The sequence below is a fragment of the Sphingobium sp. SG1 genome (assembly GCF_057063145.1).
Genome location: NZ_JBVVOJ010000006.1, coordinates 88,165 through 109,560, shown reverse-complemented (window position 1 = coordinate 109,560; position 21,396 = coordinate 88,165). Strand labels below are relative to the sequence as shown.

General features: G+C 64.2%; 21 protein-coding genes and 1 pseudogene. 12 read left to right on the top strand and 10 right to left on the bottom strand.

Annotation, left to right across the window (positions count from 1 at the left end):
* Positions 1-56 precede the first annotated feature (56 nt).
* Genes AC0KVN_RS14935 through AC0KVN_RS14925 form a run of 3 tightly spaced genes read right to left on the bottom strand, consistent with a single transcriptional unit; the run spans position 57 to position 1,636 of the window.
* On the bottom strand, positions 57-455 hold the full coding sequence (locus tag AC0KVN_RS14935; RefSeq protein WP_004210347.1) for an NADH:ubiquinone oxidoreductase subunit NDUFA12: 399 nt from the start codon (positions 453-455) through the stop codon (positions 57-59).
* A gap of 50 nt (positions 456-505) precedes the next feature.
* Entirely contained in the window at positions 506-1,063 is a 558-nt protein-coding gene (locus AC0KVN_RS14930) for a DUF192 domain-containing protein (protein ID WP_435567157.1), read from the bottom strand.
* A gap of 48 nt (positions 1,064-1,111) precedes the next feature.
* Entirely contained in the window at positions 1,112-1,636 is a 525-nt protein-coding gene (locus tag AC0KVN_RS14925) for a regulatory protein RecX (protein ID WP_214863280.1), read from the bottom strand.
* 163 nt (positions 1,637-1,799) lie between these two features.
* Between AC0KVN_RS14925 and AC0KVN_RS14920 the strand changes: the two genes are divergently transcribed.
* Both AC0KVN_RS14920 and AC0KVN_RS14915 read left to right on the top strand, forming a co-directional pair.
* On the top strand, positions 1,800-3,560 hold the full coding sequence (locus AC0KVN_RS14920) for a fatty acyl-AMP ligase (RefSeq protein WP_037506178.1): 1,761 nt from the start codon (positions 1,800-1,802) through the stop codon (positions 3,558-3,560).
* 108 nt (positions 3,561-3,668) lie between these two features.
* Positions 3,669-5,972, top strand: a pseudogene (locus AC0KVN_RS14915) (putative bifunctional diguanylate cyclase/phosphodiesterase).
* 9 nt (positions 5,973-5,981) lie between these two features.
* Here AC0KVN_RS14915 and AC0KVN_RS14910 read toward each other — a convergent pair.
* From AC0KVN_RS14910 to aroQ, 5 genes are all read right to left on the bottom strand, one after another.
* Positions 5,982-6,731: a ParA family protein gene (locus AC0KVN_RS14910; protein ID WP_435567155.1), complete on the bottom strand. Its 750-nt coding sequence runs from the start codon at positions 6,729-6,731 to the stop codon at positions 5,982-5,984.
* Between the two features lie 84 nt (positions 6,732-6,815).
* Positions 6,816-7,160, bottom strand: coding sequence for an arsenate reductase family protein (locus tag AC0KVN_RS14905; protein WP_483656193.1), 345 nt, complete (start codon positions 7,158-7,160; stop codon positions 6,816-6,818).
* Entirely contained in the window at positions 7,157-8,509 is a 1,353-nt protein-coding gene (gene accC / locus AC0KVN_RS14900) for an acetyl-CoA carboxylase biotin carboxylase subunit (RefSeq protein ID WP_287431132.1), read from the bottom strand. Before accC ends, AC0KVN_RS14905 begins: the two co-directional genes overlap by 4 nt.
* 12 nt (positions 8,510-8,521) lie before the next feature.
* The gene (accB, locus tag AC0KVN_RS14895) at positions 8,522-9,010 is read right to left on the bottom strand and encodes an acetyl-CoA carboxylase biotin carboxyl carrier protein (RefSeq protein WP_004210355.1); all 489 of its coding nucleotides are present in this window, start codon (positions 9,008-9,010) and stop codon (positions 8,522-8,524) included.
* A gap of 83 nt (positions 9,011-9,093) precedes the next feature.
* Positions 9,094-9,534: a type II 3-dehydroquinate dehydratase gene (aroQ, locus tag AC0KVN_RS14890; RefSeq protein WP_010335659.1), complete on the bottom strand. Its 441-nt coding sequence runs from the start codon at positions 9,532-9,534 to the stop codon at positions 9,094-9,096.
* Between the two features lie 131 nt (positions 9,535-9,665).
* Between aroQ and thiS the strand changes: the two genes are divergently transcribed.
* Positions 9,666-10,667 (top strand): sulfur carrier protein ThiS, encoded by a 1,002-nt coding sequence (gene thiS / locus AC0KVN_RS14885; protein WP_097382188.1) that lies wholly within the window; start codon positions 9,666-9,668, stop codon positions 10,665-10,667.
* Between the two features lie 354 nt (positions 10,668-11,021).
* Here thiS and AC0KVN_RS14880 read toward each other — a convergent pair whose 3' ends face one another.
* The gene (locus tag AC0KVN_RS14880; RefSeq protein WP_161731982.1) at positions 11,022-11,912 is read right to left on the bottom strand and encodes a LysR family transcriptional regulator; all 891 of its coding nucleotides are present in this window, start codon (positions 11,910-11,912) and stop codon (positions 11,022-11,024) included.
* Positions 11,913-12,001: 89 nt separating this feature from the next.
* Here AC0KVN_RS14880 and AC0KVN_RS14875 point away from each other — a divergent pair, with 89 nt between their 5' ends.
* The 9 genes from AC0KVN_RS14875 (at position 12,002) to AC0KVN_RS14835 (ending at position 20,449) form a co-directional block, all read left to right on the top strand.
* Complete coding sequence (locus tag AC0KVN_RS14875; RefSeq protein ID WP_010335662.1) at positions 12,002-12,712, top strand: CoA transferase subunit A; 711 nt, start codon at positions 12,002-12,004, stop codon at positions 12,710-12,712.
* A complete protein-coding gene (locus AC0KVN_RS14870) occupies positions 12,712-13,596 on the top strand; it encodes an HAD family acid phosphatase (RefSeq protein WP_435567154.1) in 885 nt (294 codons plus the stop codon). Before AC0KVN_RS14875 ends, AC0KVN_RS14870 begins: the two co-directional genes overlap by 1 nt.
* Before the next feature lie 2 nt (positions 13,597-13,598).
* On the top strand, positions 13,599-14,234 hold the full coding sequence (locus tag AC0KVN_RS14865) for a CoA transferase subunit B (RefSeq protein WP_097382192.1): 636 nt from the start codon (positions 13,599-13,601) through the stop codon (positions 14,232-14,234).
* Positions 14,235-14,243: 9 nt separating this feature from the next.
* The gene (locus AC0KVN_RS14860; RefSeq protein WP_435567153.1) at positions 14,244-14,684 is read left to right on the top strand and encodes an HIT family protein; all 441 of its coding nucleotides are present in this window, start codon (positions 14,244-14,246) and stop codon (positions 14,682-14,684) included.
* Position 14,685: 1 nt separating this feature from the next.
* Positions 14,686-15,981, top strand: coding sequence for a glycosyltransferase family 4 protein (locus AC0KVN_RS14855; RefSeq protein WP_483656192.1), 1,296 nt, complete (start codon positions 14,686-14,688; stop codon positions 15,979-15,981).
* Between the two features lie 94 nt (positions 15,982-16,075).
* Positions 16,076-17,761, top strand: coding sequence for a capsular polysaccharide export protein, LipB/KpsS family (locus AC0KVN_RS14850; RefSeq protein WP_435567312.1), 1,686 nt, complete (start codon positions 16,076-16,078; stop codon positions 17,759-17,761).
* Positions 17,754-19,040: a capsule biosynthesis protein gene (locus tag AC0KVN_RS14845; RefSeq protein WP_435567152.1), complete on the top strand. Its 1,287-nt coding sequence runs from the start codon at positions 17,754-17,756 to the stop codon at positions 19,038-19,040. Before AC0KVN_RS14850 ends, AC0KVN_RS14845 begins: the two co-directional genes overlap by 8 nt.
* Before the next feature lie 70 nt (positions 19,041-19,110).
* Positions 19,111-19,812, top strand: a complete 702-nt coding sequence (modB, locus tag AC0KVN_RS14840; protein ID WP_287003063.1) for a molybdate ABC transporter permease subunit — start codon at positions 19,111-19,113, stop codon at positions 19,810-19,812.
* Positions 19,802-20,449 (top strand): ATP-binding cassette domain-containing protein, encoded by a 648-nt coding sequence (locus AC0KVN_RS14835; protein WP_017500259.1) that lies wholly within the window; start codon positions 19,802-19,804, stop codon positions 20,447-20,449. The genes modB and AC0KVN_RS14835 overlap by 11 nt, the downstream gene beginning before the upstream one ends.
* Positions 20,450-20,488: 39 nt before the next feature.
* Here AC0KVN_RS14835 and modA read toward each other — a convergent pair whose 3' ends face one another.
* Complete coding sequence (modA, locus tag AC0KVN_RS14830) at positions 20,489-21,262, bottom strand: molybdate ABC transporter substrate-binding protein (protein WP_483656191.1); 774 nt, start codon at positions 21,260-21,262, stop codon at positions 20,489-20,491.
* Between the last annotated feature and the right edge of the window lie 134 nt (positions 21,263-21,396).

The following is a 21,396-nucleotide window of genomic DNA, read 5'->3' as shown; positions in this document are numbered from 1 at the left end:
CCCCAGAAGCGACGCGTCAAGCAGGATCGGCGGGAATCCCCCCGCCGGACGCCGAATCATGCCGCGTCGGGGCTCCATGCCTCGTAATCGCCGGTCGCCTTCTGGCGCTGGCCGCCCTTTTCAAGCGCGCCCGAGGGACGGTAGGCGTTGGCGGTGCCGGTCGCGTTGGGGGTGAATTCCTTTTCCCAGATGCGCGGTGGCGGCAGGAAGCTTTCGGGCGTGCCCTCGATCGAGTGGTGCAGCCAGCCATGCCATTCGGCCGGCACGCGACTCGAATCATTGGCGCCGTTATACATCACCCAGCGGCGCGTCAGGCCGTTCGGATCGACGCCGCCTTCATAATAGACATTGCCCTGATGGTCCTCGCCCACTTTCGTGCCCTTGCGGGCCGTGAAGAGCCAGGTGCCGAAGGTGGCGCCATTCCACCAGGTGAAGATGTTTGCCAGGATACCCATGGCCGATGCGCTTAGCCGCTGGGATTGACGTGGGCAAGGACGATATGGCCCTAACGGGCGGTTGACGGGCAGAAATCGAGGTCGATCGCGCTCTTGCCGTCGGTTGTTGCGCATTTGCCCCAGGATAGGCGGTCGCCTTCCTTGATGCCCAGTTCCGCGGTACGGCCGCCGCGCAGTTCCAGCACCGCCACCACCGGCACGCCGGCGGACACCGGCTCGCGCGAATAAGGGGCGACATTGGCGCCGATGAAGGCGATCGTGCCGTCGGTATGGATGAACAACATGTCGAGCGGGATGATCGTATTCTTCATCCAGAAGCTGGCGGTGCGCGGCGGCTCCATCGGGAACAGCATGCCCTTGTCGGCATCCAGCGCCTTGCGGAACATCAGCCCCTGTTCCTGCTCCGCCTCGGTCCGGGCGACTTCCACGTTGAAGCGATGTACCCCCTTCGCCGTGTGGATGACGAGGGGGAGCAGCGCGCCCTGCGGTGCGGCGACCTGAACATTGCCGCTGTCATTTGCAGCATCGGCGCCGGCATCGGGCTTGGCAGAGCAGGCCAGGAGCAGCGCGGGCAGGGCGGCGGCGAAAAGCAGTCGGGTAAGGATCATGCGATCCTGCCTAGCGGGTTTCGGGGAGGTGCGGGAGAGAATTAACCCTCAATCCTCCGCTTCGGGGAAGTCGCCGGGTGCAGCATCGACCCAGCGCCGGGCCAGGGCATAATCATGGCCGGCGCGCAGGAAGGCGGCGATCGCCTTTTCCCGTCCCTTGGGATCGGGCGCCTGCATTGCATAAGGGCCGATCCGCTTGCGTCGGGCGAATCGGTCGGCAGCCGCCCAGCGATCAGCCTGTGCCTGGGCATCGGCCGCGCTGCGATCGGCCTCCTCTATGCCGGCGGCGCGCAGCGTTTCGGTGATGCGGCGGGCGCCGTAGCCGCGCCGACCGAGCGCCGCGCTCTTCATCAGGGCAAAGCCGCTGTCGTCGACATAGCCCAGTTCCGCGAAGCGGGCGACCAGCGCTTCGGGATCGGCCGGCGCTTCCCCGCCCCATCCGCGCTCGCGCAATTTGCGCGCAAGATAGGCGAGCAGCTTGCCGCGGCTGGTCGCGAACCGGCCGACATAGCGCAGCGCCAATTCGCGCAAGGCGTCTTCGTCCAGGGGGGGGGGCGGGCGTTTGCTGGTCATGACCGGTCGTGCATTGTGCGCCATCATGCGCTAAGCGCCATCTTTATGCCACAGTCGGGCCGGAATTTTACCGCGCCTTATGGTCTAGAAGCACAGGCTGGATTGAAACTATCCGGTGCAAGTCGACGTCAAAACTGATAGCGGCCGCCGGAATATGACAGATATGACATTGGGTGACACCAATATGACGGGTTCGCAGATTATGATGGCACCTACGCCGACCAACGATGTTCTTCCGCGCCGCTTCTCCGATTTCGAGACGTTGGGCGAAGCGTTGGACTATGCGGCGCAGGGCAAGCGCGGTCTCAATTTCCATGATGCGCGCGGCAATCTGGCGCGGCCCTATCCATTCAGCGAACTGCGCGCGGACGCGATCGCCTGTGCCCATCGCCTGATCGCCCATGGCGTGAAGCCGGAAGACCGCGTCGCCCTGGTCGCTGAAACCGGCGCCGACTTCGCCATGCTGTTCTTCGGCATCGTCTATGCCGGCGCCTGGCCGGTGCCGCTGCCGCTGCCGACCAGCTTTGGCGGCAAGGAAAGCTATATCGACCAGCTCAATGTCCAGTTGTCGAGCTGTGACCCGATGCTGTTCCTCTTCCCCAAGGAACTGGAGGACATGGCGGGCGAATCCGGTCGCCAGAAGTCGGTCGAGAGCATCGCCTTCGAGGATTTCATCGCCCGCGAGGCGGTCCCCTGCGACCTGCCGCAGGCCAAGGGCGAGGAAATCGCCTATCTGCAATATTCGAGCGGTTCGACCCGCTTCCCCCATGGCGTCGCCGTGACGCACCATGCGCTGCTGTCCAACCTGTCGGCGCACAGCCATGGCATGGAAGTGCAGGAAAGCGATCGCTGCATCAGCTGGCTGCCCTGGTATCATGACATGGGCCTGGTCGGCTGCTTCCTGTCGGTCGTCGCCAATCAGGTGTCGACCGATTATATGAAGACCGAGGATTTTGCCCGCCGTCCGTTGGCCTGGCTGGACCTGATCAGCCGCAATGAAGGCACCTCGATCAGTTACTCGCCGACCTTCGGCTACGACATCTGCGCGCGTCGCATGTCGAGTCAGACCAAGGCGGCCGACCGTTTCGACCTGTCGCGCTGGCGCCTGGCCGGCAACGGCGCCGACATGATTCGCCCCGACGTGATGCAGAGCTTCGTCGATGCGTTTGGCGATGCCGGCTTCAGCCCCAAGGCGTTCCTGCCGAGCTATGGCCTGGCCGAAGCCACTCTGGCGGTCACCATCATGCCGCCGGGCGAAGGCATCATCGTCGAGCTGGTCGAGGAAACCGACCTGTCGGGCGGTGCCGCACCGGAAGGCCGTCCGCAGCGTTTCCGCTCGATCGTCAATTGTGGCAAGCCCGCCAAGGACATGATCGTCGAGATCCGCGACGAGGATGGCGGCCTGATGAACGAGCGCCAGATCGGCAAGGTCTGGACCACCGGCCCCTCGCTGATGGTCGGCTATTTCCGCGATCCCGAAGCGACCGAGGCCTGCATGGCGGATGGCTGGCTGGACACGGGCGACATGGGCTATCTGTCCGATGGCTATCTCTACATTGTCGGCCGCGCCAAGGACATGATCATCATCAACGGCAAGAATCACTGGCCCCAGGATATCGAATGGGCCGTGGAACAGCTGCCGGGCTTCAAGCAGGGCGACATTGCCGCCTTCGCGATCACCACGCCGGGCGGCGAGGAAGCGCCGGCGGTGCTGGTCCATTGCCGCACCTCCGACAATGAGGAGCGTTCGCGTCTGCGCGACCAGATTCGCGAGCGGGTTCGCGCCATCACCGGCATGAACTGCGTCGTCGAACTGGTGCCGCCGCGCACCCTGCCGCGCACCAGCTCCGGCAAGCTCAGCCGGTCCAAGGCACGCAACCTCTATCTGACCGGCGAGATCCGTCCTTACGATATCGCTGCCTGATCGGGCGACGCATACCGATTGATAACCATTGCCTGCTAGGCCGGGCATGTGGGTATCGAGCAAGGGCAATCCGAAACCGACCGACAGGGACGGGGCTCGCTAAGGGCGATGATGGGGCTCGCACGCCTCGTCGATGAAGCCGATATGCGCGTCCTGACTGCCCAGTTGCAGTCGGCAGACAGCGTCGCGCTGCTGCGTCTGGCGATGAACGTGTTCGGCCTGCTGTTCCTCTGGCGCGTGTTCGGCAGCCATGTTTCGGCGACCGTCATGATCGGCTGGAGCGTCGCGCTGATCGGTGCCGTCGTCATCAGTGCCCTGTTGATCCATCGCCGGAAGATCGGCGCCGGCGGCGTGCCGCAGGCGCGCGACCTGCGCCGTCATGCCCTGACCGGCCTGCTGCACGGCCTGGTCTGGGCGGCCTGCATGACGCTTTTTTCGAAGGGAGAGGGGGCCGAGCATCTGGTGGCGCTCTGGACCCTCATCAGTTGCATCATGGTGTGCGGCGCGATCAGCTATGCGGCGACGCCGCTGGCCGCGATCGCTTTCCTGGTCCCCTGCATCGTCGGCCTGTCGGCGATGTTCGATGGCGAAACCCTGTTGCCGCTGCGGGCGCTCGCTACCAGCTACGCGCTGTCGCTGCTGGTCGGCTGCCTCATCTATGCCCGCACCTTCGCGCGCCAGCACAGCACCACGGTCCAGCTGGCCGAGCAGACCGAGGTCGTCAGCCTGTTGCTGCGCGAATATGAGCAGGGCGCATCCGACTGGCTGTGGCAGACCGATGCGCTGCGCCGGATCAGCGGCGTATCCCAGCGTTTCGCCGAAAGCGTCGGCATGACGCCGCAGGCGCTGGAAGGGGCGCCGCTGGTCCAGGTTCTGGCTGGCGCCGGATGGGAAAGTGGCCGCTTTGCCTCCAGCCTGCATAGCCTGGCGGATCATCTCAAGCGGCGGGAGAGCTTCAGCAATCTGGCGTTGCCCGTCGATGTGCAGGGGCGCACGCGCTGGCTCGAACTGTCGGCCTCGCCCCGCTATGATGACAATGGCAATTTCCAGGGCTTTCGCGGTGTCGGGTCGGACATCACCATCCAGCGGGAATCGGCCGACAAGATCGCCCAGTTGGCGCGGTTCGACACGCTTACCGGCCTGCCCAACCGCGCTCATCTGCGCGATGCGCTGGATCAGGCGATGGCAGACACCGGCAATCGCCGGCCCGGCTGCGCGTTCCTGATGCTCGATCTCGACCGGTTCAAGGCGATCAATGACAGCCTGGGCCATCAGGTCGGCGACCAGCTGCTCAGCCAGGTGGCGCAGCGTTTGCGCCATGTCTGTGGCGGTGCCGGATTTTGCGGTCGTATCGGTGGCGACGAATTTGGCGTGGTGATTGCGCGGATCGACGACGACCGGGCGGTGGCGCGCCTGTCGATCGCGATCATCGACGCCCTGTCGGCCCCCTATCAGATCGATCAGCATGTGCTGCATGTCGGGGCGTCGGTTGGCTCGGCCGTCTCGCCGATCGACGGGCACCAGTCCGAATCGATCATTCGCAGCGCCGATCTGGCGCTCTATCGCGCCAAGGACGAAGGGGGCGGCGTCCATTGTCCCTATGAGCCGCAGCTGCATGCCAAGGCGGAGGAACGGTAGCGTCTGGAGCAGGCGCTGCGCGAGGCGCTGGAGAAGGATCAGCTCCATCTTCTCTATCAGCCGGTCGTGGATGCCACCTCAGGCGTGATTACCGGTTTCGAGGCGCTGGCGCGTTGGACCCATCCCGAACTGGGGCCGATCCCGCCGTCGAAATTCGTGCCGGTGGCCGAGGAGGCTCGGTTGATCGGGCCGATCGGCGAATGGGTGCTGCGGACCGCCTGCCGCGAGGCGATGCGCTGGCCCGCGCATATAAGGGTGGCCGTCAACGTGTCGGCGGAACAGCTGCACCAGTCCAACTTCATCTCCGCAGTGATCAATGCGCTGGCCCAGAGCGGGCTCGATGCGCGGCGGCTGGAGCTGGAGGTCACCGAAAGCGTGTTCATGCATGAGGATGACGGCGCGCTGCGCGTACTGGATCAGTTGCAGTCGATGGGCATACAATTGTCGCTCGACGATTTCGGTACCGGCTATTCCTCGCTCGGCTATCTCAGCCGCACCCGTTTCAACACGATCAAGATCGATCGCAGCTTCGTCGTCGGCGCGGCGCATAACACGCCGGAGAATCTGGCGATCATCCGGGCGGTGGTGACGCTGGCGGAAAGCCTGGGCATGTCGACCACGGCGGAAGGGGTGGAAACCGCGACCGAACTGGACATGGTGCGCCGGCTAGGCTGCAAGAAGGTGCAGGGCTATTATTATGGCCGGCCGATGCTGCCGCAGGATGCGGCGCGCCTGTTCCCTGATCCGCCGGCGCAGGCCTGCGCCGTTGGCTGAGGCACGGCCTCAGCCCTGCTGAACCTGCCGCTCGACCATCGTCCATAGCGCGCCGAAGGCCTGGGCCGGGGGCGAGGCGGGGGCGAAGGCGCCCAGTGGCTTGCGACGGACCGTCATCTGCTCGATCGTGCTGGCCATAGGGATCGCGCCCCAGCCGGGCTGTTCGTCCAGTGCCTTGCGATGCAGGCTGCGGCGGCGGTCGACCATCGAATAGACCGGCAGGATCGGCGCATGATTGCCGCCGCGCTGCACCAGATAGCGTGCCACCTCGCCCATCGCGCGCTGCGACAGGGGGGAGGGGATGACCGGGATGACGATCAGGTCGGCGGCGCGCAGCACTTGCTCGCTGGTTTCGGTGAGGCCCGGCGGGCAATCGAGGATGATGCGGTCATAATCCTTGCCCAGGCTGTCGATCAACTTGGCTAGCCGCTTCTTCTTGTCCATCTCGCGGAACAGATGGTCGAGGCTGCGCAGCGAGGTGTCGGCGGCGATCAGGTCCAGACCCGGCACGGTGGTGGGTTGGATCAGCTTGCGGACCTCGACATCTTTGCTGAAGATGGCCTGGGCCGCATCGCGGCTTTCAAGATCGGTGGAGAGGAGCCAGCTCGACGCCGCCTGCGGGTCGAGATCCCAGAGCAGGGTCCGCCGCTTCGATATGCTCGCCGCCGCCCAGGCGAGGTTGACCGAAAAGGTGGTTTTGCCAACGCCCCCCTTGAGGCTGTAGACGGCGATGGTCGCCAATGCCGGTTCCTTTGCCATGGGAGAGGAAGCTACGGCTTCCCCCCGTCAAAGCAAGGGCTCAAATCAGCCGCTTGTTACATGGGCGTGACAAGCGGCTGATATTCAGAGAATTTCCAGAACCTTGTCCTGGGGGCGGCAGAAGCGCACGCCCTTTTCGGTTTCGACGAAGGGGCGGTTCACATAGGCCGGATTGGCCGCCATCTCGTCCAGGATCGCATCCGCCGTCATGTCCGGCAGACCGCGTTCCTCGGCATCGGTGTCCATCTTGCGGATCGCTTCGGCCGGGGTCATCCCGGCGTCGGCGAACAGCTGGGCCAGCTTGTCGCGGGTGAAGGGGGTCTTGAGATATTCGACCACCTCCACCTCGACGCCGGGCGTTTCCTCAAGGATCGCCAGCGTCTTGCGCGACGTGCCGCATTTGGGATTGTGCCAGATGGTGGCCTTCACTGGCCATCCTCACGGGCAAGCCATTCTTCCAGCCACTTGATCGTATAGTCGCCGTTGAGGAATTCGGGATCCTTCAGCAGCGCCTGGTGCAGCGGGATGGTGGTCTTCATCCCCTCGATCACATATTCCTCCAGCGCGCGGCGCAGACGCATGATCGCGCCCTCGCGGGTGCGGCCATAGACGATCAGCTTGCCGATCATGGAGTCGTAATAAGGCGGCACCTTATAGCCTTGATACAGGCCGCTATCGACGCGAACGTGCATGCCGCCCGGAACATGATAGCTGGTGACGGTGCCCGGCGAGGGCGCGAAGGTCTTGGGATCTTCCGCGTTGATGCGGCATTCGATCGCATGGCCGGTGAAGCGGATATCTTCCTGGTTCACCGACAGGGGCTTGCCTTCGGCAACGCGGATCTGTTCGCGCACCAGGTCGAGGCCGGTGATCATCTCGGTCACCGGATGTTCCACCTGCAGGCGGGTGTTCATCTCGATGAAGTAGAATTCGCCATTTTCCCACAGGAACTCGATCGTGCCCGCGCCGCGATAACCCATGTCGGCCATCGCCTTGGCACAGATGCCGCCGATCCGTTCGCGCTCGGCCTGGCTCAGGACGGGCGAGGGCGCTTCTTCCAGCACCTTCTGGTGACGGCGCTGCAGCGAGCAGTCGCGCTCACCCAGATGGATGGCGTTGCCATTGCCGTCGCCGAACACCTGGATTTCGATGTGGCGCGGGTTGCCGAGATATTTCTCGATATAGACGGTGGCGTCGCCGAATGCGGCCTTCGCTTCCGAACCGGCCTGCTGCATCAGCGTTTCGAGCTGGTCGGGCGAGGTGCAGACCTTCATGCCGCGACCGCCGCCGCCGGACGCGGCCTTGATGATCACCGGATAGCCGGCGGCTTCGGCGATGATCTTGGCTTCCTCGACATCGCTGACTGCGCCGTCGGAACCCGGAACCAGCGGCAGGCCGAGTGCGCCAGCGGTGCGCTTCGCCTCGATCTTGTCGCCCATGGTGCGGATATGTTCGGGCTTGGGACCGACAAAGGCCAGGCCATGAGCCTCGACGATTTCGGCAAACTTGGCGTTTTCGCTGAGGAAGCCATAGCCCGGATGGATCGCGTCGGCGCCGCTGATCTCCGCCGCCGAGATGATCGCGGCGATGTTGAGATAGCTGTCCTTGGCAGCGGCCGGCCCGATGCAGATCGCCTCGTCGGCGAGGCGCACATGCATGGCATCGGCGTCGGCGGTCGAATGGACCGCCACCGTCTTGATGCCCATTTCATGGCAGGCGCGGTGGATGCGCAGCGCGATTTCGCCCCGGTTGGCGATCAGCAGTTTTTCGATGGCCATGGGATCGCGGCCTTATTCGATGACGATCAGCGGCTGGTCATATTCGACCGGCTGGCCGTTATCGACCAGCACGGCCTTGACGGTGCCGGCGACGGGTGCGGTAATCGCGTTCATCACCTTCATGGCCTCGACGATCAGCACGGTTTCACCGGCCTTCACCTGCGCGCCGACGCGCGCGAAGGGCGCGGCGCCCGGCTCGGCCGAAAGATAGGCGGTGCCGACGATCGGCGACTTCACCACATTGCCGGCCGGCAGGGCGGGCTCGGCCGCCGCGGCGGGGGCAGCGGCCGGTGCCGCAGCCGGGGCAGCGACGGGTGCCGCTACGGCAGCGGGCGCTGCGAAGATGGGGGCGCCGCCACCGATCTTGCGCGCCACGCGAATCTTGCGGTCGCCGTCTTCAACCTCGATCTCGGTCAGGTTGGTGTCGTCCAGCAAAGCTGCCAGTTCGCGCACCAGGGTGACGTCCACCTGCATCGCGCCCTTGTCATGCTTGTCGTTCATGCTTGACCCTTGTCGTCTTTCAAAATGCGTTCTGGCGGCCAGCGCCTATGCTCATTTGCGCCAAAGCGCAACTTTTGTGCGTTCTACAGTTCCAGAGCTGCTTCGAGCGCCAGCATGTAGGACATGGCGCCAAAGCCCGCGATCGTGCCCTTGGCGGCCATGCCGACATAGGATTTGTGGCGGAAGGCTTCGCGCGCGTGCGGGTTGGACAGGTGGATCTCGATCACCGGCACGGTGATGCTCTTGATCGCATCATGCAGCGCGATGGAGGTGTGGGTATAGGCGCCGGGATTCATGATGATGGCATGGGCGCCCTCGCGATGTGCCTCCTGCACCCAGTCGACCAGATGGCCTTCATGATTGGACTGGCGGAAATCGATCTCGACATGGGCGCGGTGGGCGGCATCCTCCATCCGCTCGGCAATGTCGTCGAGCGTGTCATAGCCGTAGATTTCCGGTTCGCGGGTGCCGAGCATGTTAAGGTTCGGGCCGTTCAGAACATAGATTTTGCGTGTGTCCGCCATGGCGATCCCCCAGTCGGTCGAGACTTGTCTGTTGCGGGCGCGGCGTCGCCGCCCCTATATGCGCGCTGATCTTTAGCCCTTCGTGTCGCGCCAAGTCGAGACACGTTTCCAGCCACGAATGGGATAATGTAGTGAGCATCGACGGCACCATCTCCATCCATATCAATGGCGAGCATCGCCGCATCCGCGATGGCCTGACCCTGGCCGAGCTGGCGAGCGAGCTGGGCTTCGCGCCGGAGAAGGTGGCGGTGGAGCGGAATCTGGAGGTGGTGCCGCGTTCGACCCTGGCCGACGTGAAGGTCGAGGACGGCGACGAACTGGAGATCGTCCATTTTGTGGGCGGCGGGGATATGTCCCCGGTGGATGACGATAGCTGGACGGTGGCGGGCAAGACCTTCCGCTCGCGCCTGATCGTGGGCACCGGCAAATATAAGAGTTTCGAGCAGAATGCCGCCGCGCTGGTCGCGTCGGGTGCGGAGATCGTCACCGTGGCGGTGCGCCGCGTCAACGTCTCCGATCCCAACGCGCCGATGCTGACCGATTATATCGACCCGAAGAAGGTCACCTATCTGCCCAACACCGCCGGCTGCTTCACCGGAGAGGAGGCTATCCGCACCCTGCGCCTGGCGCGCGAGGCGGGCGGCTGGGAACTGGTGAAGCTGGAAGTGCTGGGCGAGGCGCGCACCCTCTATCCCGACATGGTCGAAACGCTGCGCGCGACCGAGGTGCTGGCCAAGGAAGGCTTCAAGCCGATGGTCTATTGCGTCGACGATCCGATCGCGGCCAAGCGGCTGGAGGATGCCGGCGCGGTCGCGATCATGCCGCTGGGCGCGCCGATCGGGTCGGGCCTGGGCATCCAGAACAAGGTGACGATCCGCCTGATCGTGGAAGGCACCAAGCTGCCCGTGCTGGTCGATGCGGGCGTGGGCACCGCGTCGGAAGCGGCGCAGGCGATGGAGCTGGGCTGCACTGGCGTGCTGATGAACACTGCCATTGCCGAGGCGAAGGACCCGGTGCTGATGGCGGCGGCGATGAAGGCGGGCGTCGAGGCCGGCCGCATGGCCTATCGCGCCGGCCGCATGGGCAAGCGCATGTATGCCGACCCGTCGAGCCCGCTCGCTGGCCTGATCTGATTCCAGGGCGTCTCGGCGGAAGATTCGACGCGACAGTCGAAGTTCACAGTGTCGTGGGGGTGATTCCGGACCAATGCGCCGGGAATGCGCCCGCGACGCGACAGCGAAGCGACAGTAGCGCGACAATCGGGTCACGATCGCGCGCGTCCGACGCGACACTGAGGCGACAGTGAAGCGACGCCTGGACTGCAGGCAGGCGGTCGAATGCGTACGGATAGCCCATCCCCAAAGGTAGATCAGAAGACCCGCGTGTAGGACAGGGTGATGGCGGGCGTTTAGCGCTGCGCTATTGGGGCCGTGCCCCTCCACCACTCGCTGCGCGAGCGGTCCCCCTCCCCGTGCCGGGGAGGAATACTAAACCTCATCCTCACCCCGCAATTCCAGCCGGCTGGCCCGGTCGAAGATCGCGAGCACCAGCGGGTCGGCTTCGGCGGCGCGGACGGCGACGTGGAAATCGACCGGGGGCATGAGCGGGGCGCCGGGCACCGGGACCAGTCGGCCTTCGGCCAGTTGCTGGCGGGCCATTGGCCGGGGGAAGATGCCGATGCCGCCGCCTTCCAGCACGATGTCGATCATGGTGCGGACATTGTTGCACAGGTTGAGCGGGCAATCGGCCAGATCCGACGCGGCGATCGCGTCCTTCATGATGCGGTAGAGCGGCGACAGGTTGGTGAGCGACCAGATTGGCGGACGGATGTCTGCCATGGTCGCGACGGTTGCGGGGCTGGCGAGCCAGAGCAGGTCGACGTTGCCGATCGGCGCGGTGCGCAGCATCGGATGGGCGATGCGGCCGGCGGCGAAGGCGAGGTCGGCATGGCCCGAGGCGAGCTGCTGGATGAGGTCGGCGGTGAGCGCGATGTCGACCTCCAGACTGACATGGGGCAGGTCGCGGCCAAGCTGGGCGACGAAGCCGGGCAGGCAACTGGCCGCCGCAATCTCGCCCGCGCCGATGCGGATGATGCCGGTCGCGCCGGATATGTCGCTGCACCCCATCAGCACGCCCTGGAAACGCGCCCAGAGCGGCTCGCTCTCGCGCACCAACTCCCGTCCCGCCGGGGTCAGCGCCATCGTCCGCCCCTCCCGCCGGAACAGCGCGGTGCCCAGATGGCTTTCCAGTTCGCGCACCCGCGCGGAAATGGCCGGCTGGGTGGTGTTGAGGCGCGCCGCCGCCGCCGCGAATGTGCCCAGCCGCGCAATCCAGAGCAGGGTTTCGAGATGGTAGAAGGCGATGCGATTGATAGACATTGTTTGGGTTTAACCGAAAAAACAAATCATTGGTATTGATCGGTTTGCCTGCCTAGTCTGCACCGAAATCGTACAAAGGATGGATGCCGATGGCCAAGAAGCTCTACCCCGATGCCGCCGCTGCGCTGGAGGGGCTGCTGTTCGACGGCATGCATCTGTGCGCGGGCGGCTTTGGCCTGTGCGGCATTCCCGAACGGCTAATCGATGCGATCCGCGATTCGGGGGTCAAGGATCTGACCATCGCCAGCAACAATGCCGGCATCGACGGCGAGGGGCTGGGCAAGCTGCTGCGCACGCGCCAGGTCAGGAAGATGATCTCCTCCTATGTCGGCGAGAACAAGGAGTTCGAGCGGCAATATCTGGCCGGTGAGCTGGAGGTGGAATTCTGCCCCCAGGGAACGCTGGCCGAGCGCTGCCGCGCGGGCGGGGCGGGCATTCCCGGCTTCTACACCAAGACCGGCGTCGGCACGGCGGTGGCCGAGGGCAAGGAAGTGAAGAATTTCGACGGCCAGGACTATATCCTGGAACGCGGCATCTTTGCCGATGTCGCGATCATCAAGGGCTGGAAGGCGGACGAGAGCGGCAACCTGATCTTCCGCAAGACCGCGCGCAATTTCAACGCGCCGATGGCGACGGCGGCGAAGATCTGTATCGCCGAGGTGGAGGAAGTGGTGCCGGTCGGCAGCCTGGACCCCGATGCGATCCATCTGCCCGGCATCTACGTCAAGCGGATGATCGTCGGCGCGCCCTATGACAAGAAGATCGAGTTCCGTACCGTGCGCCAGAGGGACGCGGCCTGATGGCGACGATGATGCGGCTTGCGCCGGCACTGTTGCTGGCGCCGCTGGCGGCCTGTGCGACGACCACGGCAAGTGAACCGGCGCCGGTGACGCCGACCGGACCGGCGGTGCCGCCGGCTGGCATGCAATATCTCTACGGATCGGGCGAGGCGGCGGCGCTGTCGCGCCAGGCCTGGACCGCTTTGGTCGCTCATGCCGCTGCCGTCGTGAAGGCACGGCCGGCCGATTCTGTCGTGCTGGCCGAAGGCGCGAGCCTGGATGCGCCCAAATATGTGCCGTGCGGCAACCGGCCCTTCGCCGCCGTGTTCGACGTCGACGAGACGGTGATGCTGAACACCGGCTTCGAATATCATGATGCGAAGACCGGAAAGGGCTATGATGCCGCCGACTGGGATGCGTGGGAAAAGACCGGCGAAGGCGCGGTCGGGCCGGTGCCGGGCGCGGACAGCGGCCTCAGCGCGCTGCGGGCGATGGGTGTCACCGTGATCTTCAACACCAACCGCTCGGCCGCCAATGCCGACGCGACCGCACGCGCGATCAAGGCGGCGGGGCTGGGCGAGGCGGTGCATGGCCAGACGCTGTATCTGGCGGGCGACGATGCGATGGGATCGCGCAAGGACGGCCGACGTTGGACGATTTCGCGCAGCTATTGCGTGATCGCGCTGGGCGGCGACCAACTGGGTGATTTCACCGACCTGTTCAATGTCGGGCAGAACGTGCCGGCGCGCCGCGCCGCGACCGAAGGCCTGGGAATCGCGAAACTCTGGGGCGCGGGTTGGTTCGTCCTGCCCAACCCCGTTTATGGCAGCGGCCTCAAGGGCGGCTTCGACGATGTTTTTCCTGCCGACAAGAGGTGGGCGCCGCCCGCCCAAGGGGAGAAGTGAGAATGGCCTGGACCCGTGACGAGATGGCCGCGCGTGCGGCGAAGGAGCTGGAGGACGGCTTCTATGTGAATCTGGGCATCGGCATCCCGACGCTGGTGGCGAACCATATTCCCGATGGCGTCGAAGTGACGCTGCAGAGCGAGAATGGCATGCTGGGCATCGGCCCTTTCCCCTATGAGGGGGATGAGGATGCGGACCTGATCAATGCCGGCAAGCAGACGATCAGCGAGCTGCCGCAATCGGCCTATTTCAGTTCGTCCGACAGTTTCGCGATGATCCGCGGCGGGCATATCGACCTGACCGTCCTTGGCGCGATGGAAGTGGCCGAGAATGGCGACATCGCCAACTGGATGATCCCCGGCAAGATGATCAAGGGCATGGGCGGCGCGATGGATCTGGTCGCGGGCGTCAAGAAGATCATCGTGGTGATGGAACATACGTCCAAGAATGGCGATCCCAAGTTCATCCCGGCCTGCACCCTGCCGCTGACCGGCAAGAATGTGGTCGACATGATCGTCACCGACCTGTGCGTGTTCCAGCGTCTCGACCATGACAGCCCGTTCAAGCTTGTCGAGCTGGCACCGGGCGTGACCGCCGAGGAAGTCGCTGCTAAGACGACCGCCCATTATCTCAGCTAAGGGCGTTTCATGAGCCTCGACGGAACCTATGACGAAGCCAATATCTTTGCCCTGATCCTGCAGGACAAGATCCCGTCGACCAAGCTGTACGAGGACGAGAACACGTTCGCCTTCCTCGACATCATGCCGCAGACGCGGGGCCATGCGCTGGTCATTTCCAAATGGTCCAAGGCACGCAACCTGCTGGAGATGGAGGATGAGGCGCTGGCCCAGGTGATGGCGACCACCAAGAAGGTCGCTACCGCCATCCGCAAGGCGCTGAACCCCGACGGCATCCAGATCGCCCAGTTCAATGGCGCGCCGGCGGGCCAGACCATCTTCCACCTGCACGTCCATATCCTGCCGCGCTGGGAGGGCGATCCCAAGGGCTTTGCCGCCCATGGCGCGGGCGCACAGGCGGACAAGGATGCGCTGGCGGCGCTGGCCGAAGAGATTCGCGCGCAGTTCTGACGTGGCGCTGAAACCCTTCAAGGCGCCGGGCGCGCGGCTGGCGCTGCGGTCCAAGACGGCGAACAGCTATCTGACCGGCGACCGGGGCGGGGCCGAGGTGATCCTCGACATCTCGCGCCTGCTCTCGCGTGCTTTCCACCCGACGCCGACCGGCATCGACCGGGTCGAATATGTCTATGCCCGCGAATTGCTGGAGCGGATGCCCGATCGGTTGGCCTTTGCCGCCGTTCATCCGGCGGGCGGCTATTATGGGCGCTTGAACCATGCCGCGGTGCGCCAGTTCCTGGCCTTCACCGCGGCGAAATGGCGTAATGTGGATTCGCCCGACGAGCGCAAGGAGCGGGCGGCGGTGATCCGCCACATGTTCGCCACGCGCCCGCGCCCGGTGCCCAGGGCCAGGGGACCGCGCATCTATCTGCAGGCATCGCCCCATCATCTGGACGATGCGGCGCAGGTGGGCGCGATTTTGCGCGCGGAGGGCGCGAAGTTCGTCACGCTGGTGCATGACGTCATTCCGCTCAGCCATCCCGAGTTCGCCCGGCCGCAGGGCGCGGACGAGCATCGTCGCCGGCTGCGCAGCATCGATCTTTATGCAACCGGCATCATCGGCAACAGCCAGGCGACGCTGGACGCGCTGGAACCGCATCTGTCGAACGGCCTGACCGATCGCCAGACATGCGTCGCCCATTTCGGCGCCGATCCGCCCGATGTGTTTGGCGGGTCCGGCACGACGCTCCCTGAGCGGCCCTATTTCGTCTATCTGTCGACCATCGAGCCGCGGAAGAACCATCTGCTGCTGCTCAATATCTGGCGGCGGATGGTGGACGAACTGGGTGATGCGGCGCCGATGCTGGTGCTGATCGGTCGGCGCGGCTGGGAAAATGAGAATGTCATCGACATGCTGGAGCGCGGCGAGGCGCTGCGCGGCCATGTGGTCGAGGCGGGCGAGCTGCCCGACAACCAGATGCAGGATCTGGTCGCGGGCGCGCGGGCGATGCTGATGCCATCCTTTGCCGAAGGATTCGGCATGCCGGTGGTCGAGGCGCTGTGTGCCGGCGTCCCGGTGATCTGCAGCGACATTTCGGCGCATCGCGAAGTCGGCGGGGACGCGCCCGATTATATCGATCCACTCGATGGCATCGGCTGGATGCGGATGATCCACGCTTATGCCGCAGCGGATTCGCCGCAGCGGGCGGCGCAGCTTGCGCGGATCGGCGGATGGCATGCGCCGACTTGGCGTGACTATTTCGACATAGTGGCGGAACTATTGGAAGATGTGACTGCTACTGTTCCTTGACCTGGAATTTTCAGGCGATCATGGAATGGGTTGAATGCAATTTCCCTCCTTGGCGTTGGTAGGCCTGGGGGGGCGTCGTCGGGGGTATGTGAACATGGCGGAAATGGCCGACGCGGGAGTCGGAGCCTGCCGTCGCGCAGACCGTGTTCCGTTCCTGCGGTCGCCGCCTTTCCCCGGCATTGATCCCGCTGTTGCGGCCATCAGTCAGGATGACCAGGGCGGCTTCTTGGCGCCCATATCCGACGCGTTACTGGATGCGTTGCGGCTGGCGCGGGTGGGCGGCGATTTCTGGGGACATCGGCCAAAAGGTCTGCTGCTGGTCGCGCGCGAAGGCGTGCGCATCGATCCCTCCATCTGCGTCGGTCTTGTTGCCGGGCAGATCGGCGTTGTGCCCGCTGATGTTAGCGCGAAGCGTGGGCCAGCGCCAGCAGTCGGGCATTGGCTGCCTTCGGTCTGCGATCCCTGGGCGTTGCTGGCCGACGCGCGTACTGTCCATGCCGAGGTGGACGATGACCTGGCCATCGTTGCCGGCTTGTTGGGCATTGCGGTCTTCGGGCCGGATGGTGCGGCGTTCTCTGCAGAGCAGTTGAAGGAAGCGGCCCGTTATCGGCTGGCCAGTGCCCGCTATCGCGATTGCTTCAGTGGCGAAATGGTCGATGCCGCATATGCAGTTGCGCAACTGGCCGATTGGCGACGGCATGTGGACGGCAACAGAGGAATTGCGGCGGCAAGCGGCATGGCATTCTGGAAGCGGGAAGCGATGCGTCATTTCCTGTGGGATGGAGTCCGCTCACCGCCCTTCCTGCCACCTGCACGCGGCTTGGCGCGGGCACGGCGGGAAGCGGGCGCGCTGGCGATCTGGCCATCGCGGGTGCCCGTGACCATCGCAGCAGATGCGGCTGCTGCCGGCGTTGCTTTGGCACGCGTCGAGGACGGGTTTTTGCGTTCACGGGGGCTTGGCGCGGCGCTGCATCCGCCCGGATCGGTGGTGATCGATCGATGCGGCATCTATTATAATGCGCGCGGGGCAAGCGATCTGGAAAGCTTGCTCGCCACGCATGTATTTTCGCCGAACCTGGTCGAACGCGCGCGGCTGCTGCGCGCGCGAGTCTGTGATGCCGGTGTCACCAAATATGGTGCCGAGGCGGGCCAAATGATCGACTTGCCGCCCGGCCGGCGCACGGTACTGGCGGTGGGGCAGGTCGATGACGACATGTCGGTGCAACTGGGCGGGGCCGGGGTCGATGGCAATCTCGACTTTCTGGCGCGAGTGCGCCGTGCAGAACCGAACGCCTGGATCATCTATCGCCCGCACCCCGATGTGCAGGCCGGCCACCGCAAGGGGCATTTGAGCGACGCTGTCGTGCTGGAACATGCCGACGAGATCGACAGCGGCGCGCCCCTGATGGCGTTGGTGCAGGCGGTGGACGAAGTGCATGTCCTGTCATCGCTGACAGGCTTTGAGGCGTTGATGCGCGGCTGTTCCGTTACGGTGCATGGCATGCCTTTCTACGCTGGTTGGGGGCTGACTCGCGACCTTGCCAAATCCTCTCCGCGACGGGGGCGACAACTCGACGTGGATCGACTTGTCGCGGCCGCACTCATTCTCTATCCTCGCTACATCGATCCCGTGACGCGCTTGCCTTGTGGTCCCGAACTGATGGTGGACCGCCTAGCGAGTGGATCGACGCCGCCGATGACATGGCTCATCCGGCTGCGCGCGCTACAGGGGAAGCTACGAAGATTTATGACATTGTCCGCTGAGTTCCTTCATGGCTGAACCAACGTCGAAAACATTCTTGTTCCTGCAGGGGCCGCATGGTCCCTATTTCTCGATGCTTGCGGACGCGTTGCGCAAGCGCGGGCATTCTGCTCTGCGGATCAACATCAATGGTGGCGACAAGGTCGATTGGCCAGGAGATGCCACCGATTATCGTGGAACATTTCGTAACTGGCCGCTCTTCTTTGACGATTTTATCGTCAATCATGGCGTTACGGACCTGATTCTCTATGGTGATTGCCGTCCCTACCATACCTCGGCACATGGCATGGCACGGCTGCGCAACTTGCATGTTCATGTCGTGGAGGAAGGGTATATTCGCCCCGATTTCCTGACCTTGCAGGACGATGGCGTTAACGGCAATTCGACTCTGCCGCTGGACCCACAATGGTATCTAGACCAGGTCCGGGGCTTGCCGGACTATATCGATAATCTGCCGCCCGTGCCCTCGACCTTCACTGCCCGTGCGCGCAACACGATGCGCAATGGTCTGGCCGCTGCATTCATGCGGCCCTATTTCCCATTCTACCGAACCCACCGACCGCATAGTTTCCTGATGGAATCGGTCGCCTGGTGTCGCAAGCTGGTCATGCGTCGCGGTGACGGGCGCCGGTCTTTTAAGGCGTGGGATACGGTCAAGGATAAGCCCTATTTCGCGCTCCCGTTGCAACTCAACTCCGACTATCAGATTCGCGTTCATTCGCCCTTCGGCAACATGCGCGCTGCGCTGCGTTTCGCTATCAAGAGCTTTGCGCAGCATGCGCCTGATCATGTCTCTCTTGTGGTGAAACGCCATCCGCTGGACCCCGGTCTTGTCGCCTGGGACCGACTGACTCGCCGGCTGGCCGCTCATTATGGCGTAAAGGACCGTGTCGTCTATCTGGCCGATTGGGACATTGCCGAAGTGGTGGGCAAGTCGTTGGGCGTGGTGACGGTGAACAGCACTGTAGGCACGTTGGCGCTCAATGCCGGCAAGCCTGTCGTGGTTCTGGGGCACGCAGTCTACAAGGTGCCAGGAGTGGTGCATCAGTCGAGCCTTGATGATTTCTGGTTGGCGCCGCGCCAGCCGGACATGACGCTCTATTCAGCGTTTCGGCGAGTTCTGGTCGATCGCTGCCTCATTCGCGGAGGGCTTCTGAGCGAGGAAGGGCTGCAGATGCTCGTCAGCAACGCGGTTGATCGGCTGTTGCGGGCGCCTGCGCAGATTATCCGGCCAGACAGAGGCCGGGCACCACGATGGACAATGCAAAAGGGCACGGCGTTACGTGGAGTACGCTAAAGGACAATTTTGGTGACCATCGCCATTGATCGGCGAATGCGCAATCTTGCCGAAGTGAATCGGTGACTACATGCTATTGTCATCGATCAGTGCTGAAGAATGGGCGATCATCGGGCTTTCGCTCCGGGTCAGTCTGACAGCGGTCTTCGCGATGCTGCCGATAGCTTTTGCCTTGGCATGGTTGCTCGCGCGCTATCGTTTTCCTGGCAAACTGATGCTTGATGCACTGGTGCATTTGCCGTTGGTGGTGCCACCGGTGGTCACCGGCTGGCTACTGCTGCTTCTGTTTGGTCGGCAGGGTGTCTTTGGTCATTGGCTGGAAAGCTGGTTTGGCATCAGTCTGTTGTTTCGCTGGACGGGCGCAACGCTCGCGGCAGCAATCATGGCGATGCCGCTGATGGTGCGCGCTATCCGGCTGTCGATTGAGACAATCGATCGACGATTGGAGACTGTCGCCCAGACGCTCGGAGCCGGCCGTATCCGGGTCTTCTGCACCATCTCGTTGCCACTCGCGGTTCCGGGCATATTGGCTGGCATGATCCTGGGTTTTGCTCGATCGATCGGGGAATTTGGCGCCACCATTACCTTTGTGTCCGATATACCAGGGGAGACCCGAACACTGCCGATCGCCATCTATTCCGCGCTGCAACTGCCGGACAGCGAAAATGCGGTATTGCGGCTGGCACTGATTTCGATTGCGTTGTCGCTCGGCGCGCTGATGGCATCCGAATGGCTCGCGAGACGCATGGGCAGGGGCGACCATGTCCTTTGACATCCATGTCCGTCGCCGACTAGGGGCCAATCATCTGGCCATAGACATTGCCAGTTCCAGTGCGATCGTCGGCCTATTTGGTCCATCTGGGGCAGGTAAGAGCAGCCTGCTCAACATGGTGGCCGGTCTATTACGTCCCGATGAAGGTCGTGTCGCGATTGCCGGGGGCACGTTGTTTGACAGCGCCGTCGGCGTAGACCTGCCCATCGCGCAGAGGCATTGCGGCTATATTTTTCAGGATCTGCGCCTCTTTCCGCACATGAGCGTGCGCCGGAACCTTATTTATGGCCGAAGGCATAGTGGAGGAAGCGCGCTTGATATGCCAGCTATCGTCGACATGTTAGGCATCGGCGATCTGCTTGAGCGCCGGCCACATTCTCTCTCCGGGGGGGAGGCGCAGCGCGTGGCGATTGGGCGTGCCTTGCTAGCCAATCCTCATTTTTTGTTGATGGATGAGCCATTGACGGGCCTGGACCAGGGCCTGAAGGACCAGATACTGGAGCTTATACGCAAGTTGCACGCGGCCACATCGATCCCGATTCTTTATGTCAGTCACGATCGTGCAGAATTGGAGGCGCTGGGAGCCGACCTTGTCTCGATCCGTCCGTCGAAAACCGGAGATGGGGCGGGGCTTTGAGATGATGGCGTGCGCGATCCGTAGAAAAACAATCGGCGATCAGGGCGCGCTAAAGCCGTAACGGCCAAGGATTGCCCGGCCCTGCGCCGACAGCAGGAAGCGGCGGAAGCCTTCCGCGTCGCGGTGGCGACTGGCGGTCAGCCGCGCCACCGGATAGCGGATCGACGGATGGCTGTTGGCGGGAAAAGTCCCGACGGTCTGTACCGTTTTCGAGGCACGGGCATCGGTCGCATAGACGATGCCGAGCGGGGTGGCACCGCGCTCGACCAGGGCGAGGGCGGCGCGCACGCTGTCGCCGCGCGCGACCTTGTCCGCGACCGAGGGCCAGACATTGAGCGCGGTGAGCGCCGCCTTGCCATATTTGCCGGCCGGCACGGCGTCGGGATCGGCCATGGCGAGGCGGCCGCCGTTCAACTCTGCGGCTAGCGGCATGTTGCGGCCGATGCGCAGCCGCACCGGCTTGCCGGCCGGGGTGACCAGCACCAGCCGGTTGCCGGCCATGTCGGCGCGGCTGCCGCGCGCGACGAAGCCGGCCTTCTCGATATCGTCCATCCAATCCTCGTCGGCGGAGGCGAACAGGTCGGCAGGCGCGCCGGCCTTGATCTGCCGGGCCAGCGCCGAGGAGGCGGCGAAGGACAGGACCGGGCGGGCATGGCCCTGCCGCGCCCAGGCATCGGCGGCGGCATTCATCGATTCCTGCAGGCTGGCGGCGGCAAGGACCAGCGGCCCGCGCTTGTCCTGCGCGGCCGCCCAGGATAGTGACAGCAGCGCGAGCGCGCGCAGCAGGAGCGGAATCGGATGAAGGAAGCGCATGGACGCCTTGTGCGCTTGGCGCCGCGGCCATGCAATTGTAGGCACATGCTTTTGTCGCCGCGTTCGATCCGCTAAGCAGACGCCGGTGACGCCGATCCTTCCCCCCTTCGTCCGTTCCGGCCGGACCCGCGCAG

Bases quoted from the DNA above. Each gene is read 5' to 3' on its own strand.
- AC0KVN_RS14935 (WP_004210347.1), bottom strand. From the start codon at position 455: ATGGGTATCCTGGCAAACATCTTCACCTGGTGGAATGGCGCCACCTTC.
- AC0KVN_RS14930 (WP_435567157.1), bottom strand. From the start codon at position 1,063: ATGATCCTTACCCGACTGCTTTTCGCCGCCGCCCTGCCCGCGCTGCTC.
- AC0KVN_RS14925 (WP_214863280.1), bottom strand. From the start codon at position 1,636: ATGACCAGCAAACGCCCGCCCCCCCCCCTGGACGAAGACGCCTTGCGC.
- AC0KVN_RS14920 (WP_037506178.1), top strand. From the start codon at position 1,800: ATGACATTGGGTGACACCAATATGACGGGTTCGCAGATTATGATGGCA.
- AC0KVN_RS14910 (WP_435567155.1), bottom strand. From the start codon at position 6,731: ATGGCAAAGGAACCGGCATTGGCGACCATCGCCGTCTACAGCCTCAAG.
- accC (WP_287431132.1), bottom strand. From the start codon at position 8,509: ATGGCCATCGAAAAACTGCTGATCGCCAACCGGGGCGAAATCGCGCTG.
- accB (WP_004210355.1), bottom strand. From the start codon at position 9,010: ATGAACGACAAGCATGACAAGGGCGCGATGCAGGTGGACGTCACCCTG.
- aroQ (WP_010335659.1), bottom strand. From the start codon at position 9,534: ATGGCGGACACACGCAAAATCTATGTTCTGAACGGCCCGAACCTTAAC.
- AC0KVN_RS14880 (WP_161731982.1), bottom strand. From the start codon at position 11,912: ATGTCTATCAATCGCATCGCCTTCTACCATCTCGAAACCCTGCTCTGG.
- AC0KVN_RS14875 (WP_010335662.1), top strand. From the start codon at position 12,002: ATGGCCAAGAAGCTCTACCCCGATGCCGCCGCTGCGCTGGAGGGGCTG.
- AC0KVN_RS14870 (WP_435567154.1), top strand. From the start codon at position 12,712: ATGGCGACGATGATGCGGCTTGCGCCGGCACTGTTGCTGGCGCCGCTG.
- AC0KVN_RS14865 (WP_097382192.1), top strand. From the start codon at position 13,599: ATGGCCTGGACCCGTGACGAGATGGCCGCGCGTGCGGCGAAGGAGCTG.
- AC0KVN_RS14860 (WP_435567153.1), top strand. From the start codon at position 14,244: ATGAGCCTCGACGGAACCTATGACGAAGCCAATATCTTTGCCCTGATC.
- AC0KVN_RS14850 (WP_435567312.1), top strand. From the start codon at position 16,076: ATGGCGGAAATGGCCGACGCGGGAGTCGGAGCCTGCCGTCGCGCAGAC.
- AC0KVN_RS14845 (WP_435567152.1), top strand. From the start codon at position 17,754: ATGGCTGAACCAACGTCGAAAACATTCTTGTTCCTGCAGGGGCCGCAT.
- modB (WP_287003063.1), top strand. From the start codon at position 19,111: ATGCTATTGTCATCGATCAGTGCTGAAGAATGGGCGATCATCGGGCTT.
- AC0KVN_RS14835 (WP_017500259.1), top strand. From the start codon at position 19,802: ATGTCCTTTGACATCCATGTCCGTCGCCGACTAGGGGCCAATCATCTG.
- modA (WP_483656191.1), bottom strand. From the start codon at position 21,262: ATGCGCTTCCTTCATCCGATTCCGCTCCTGCTGCGCGCGCTCGCGCTG.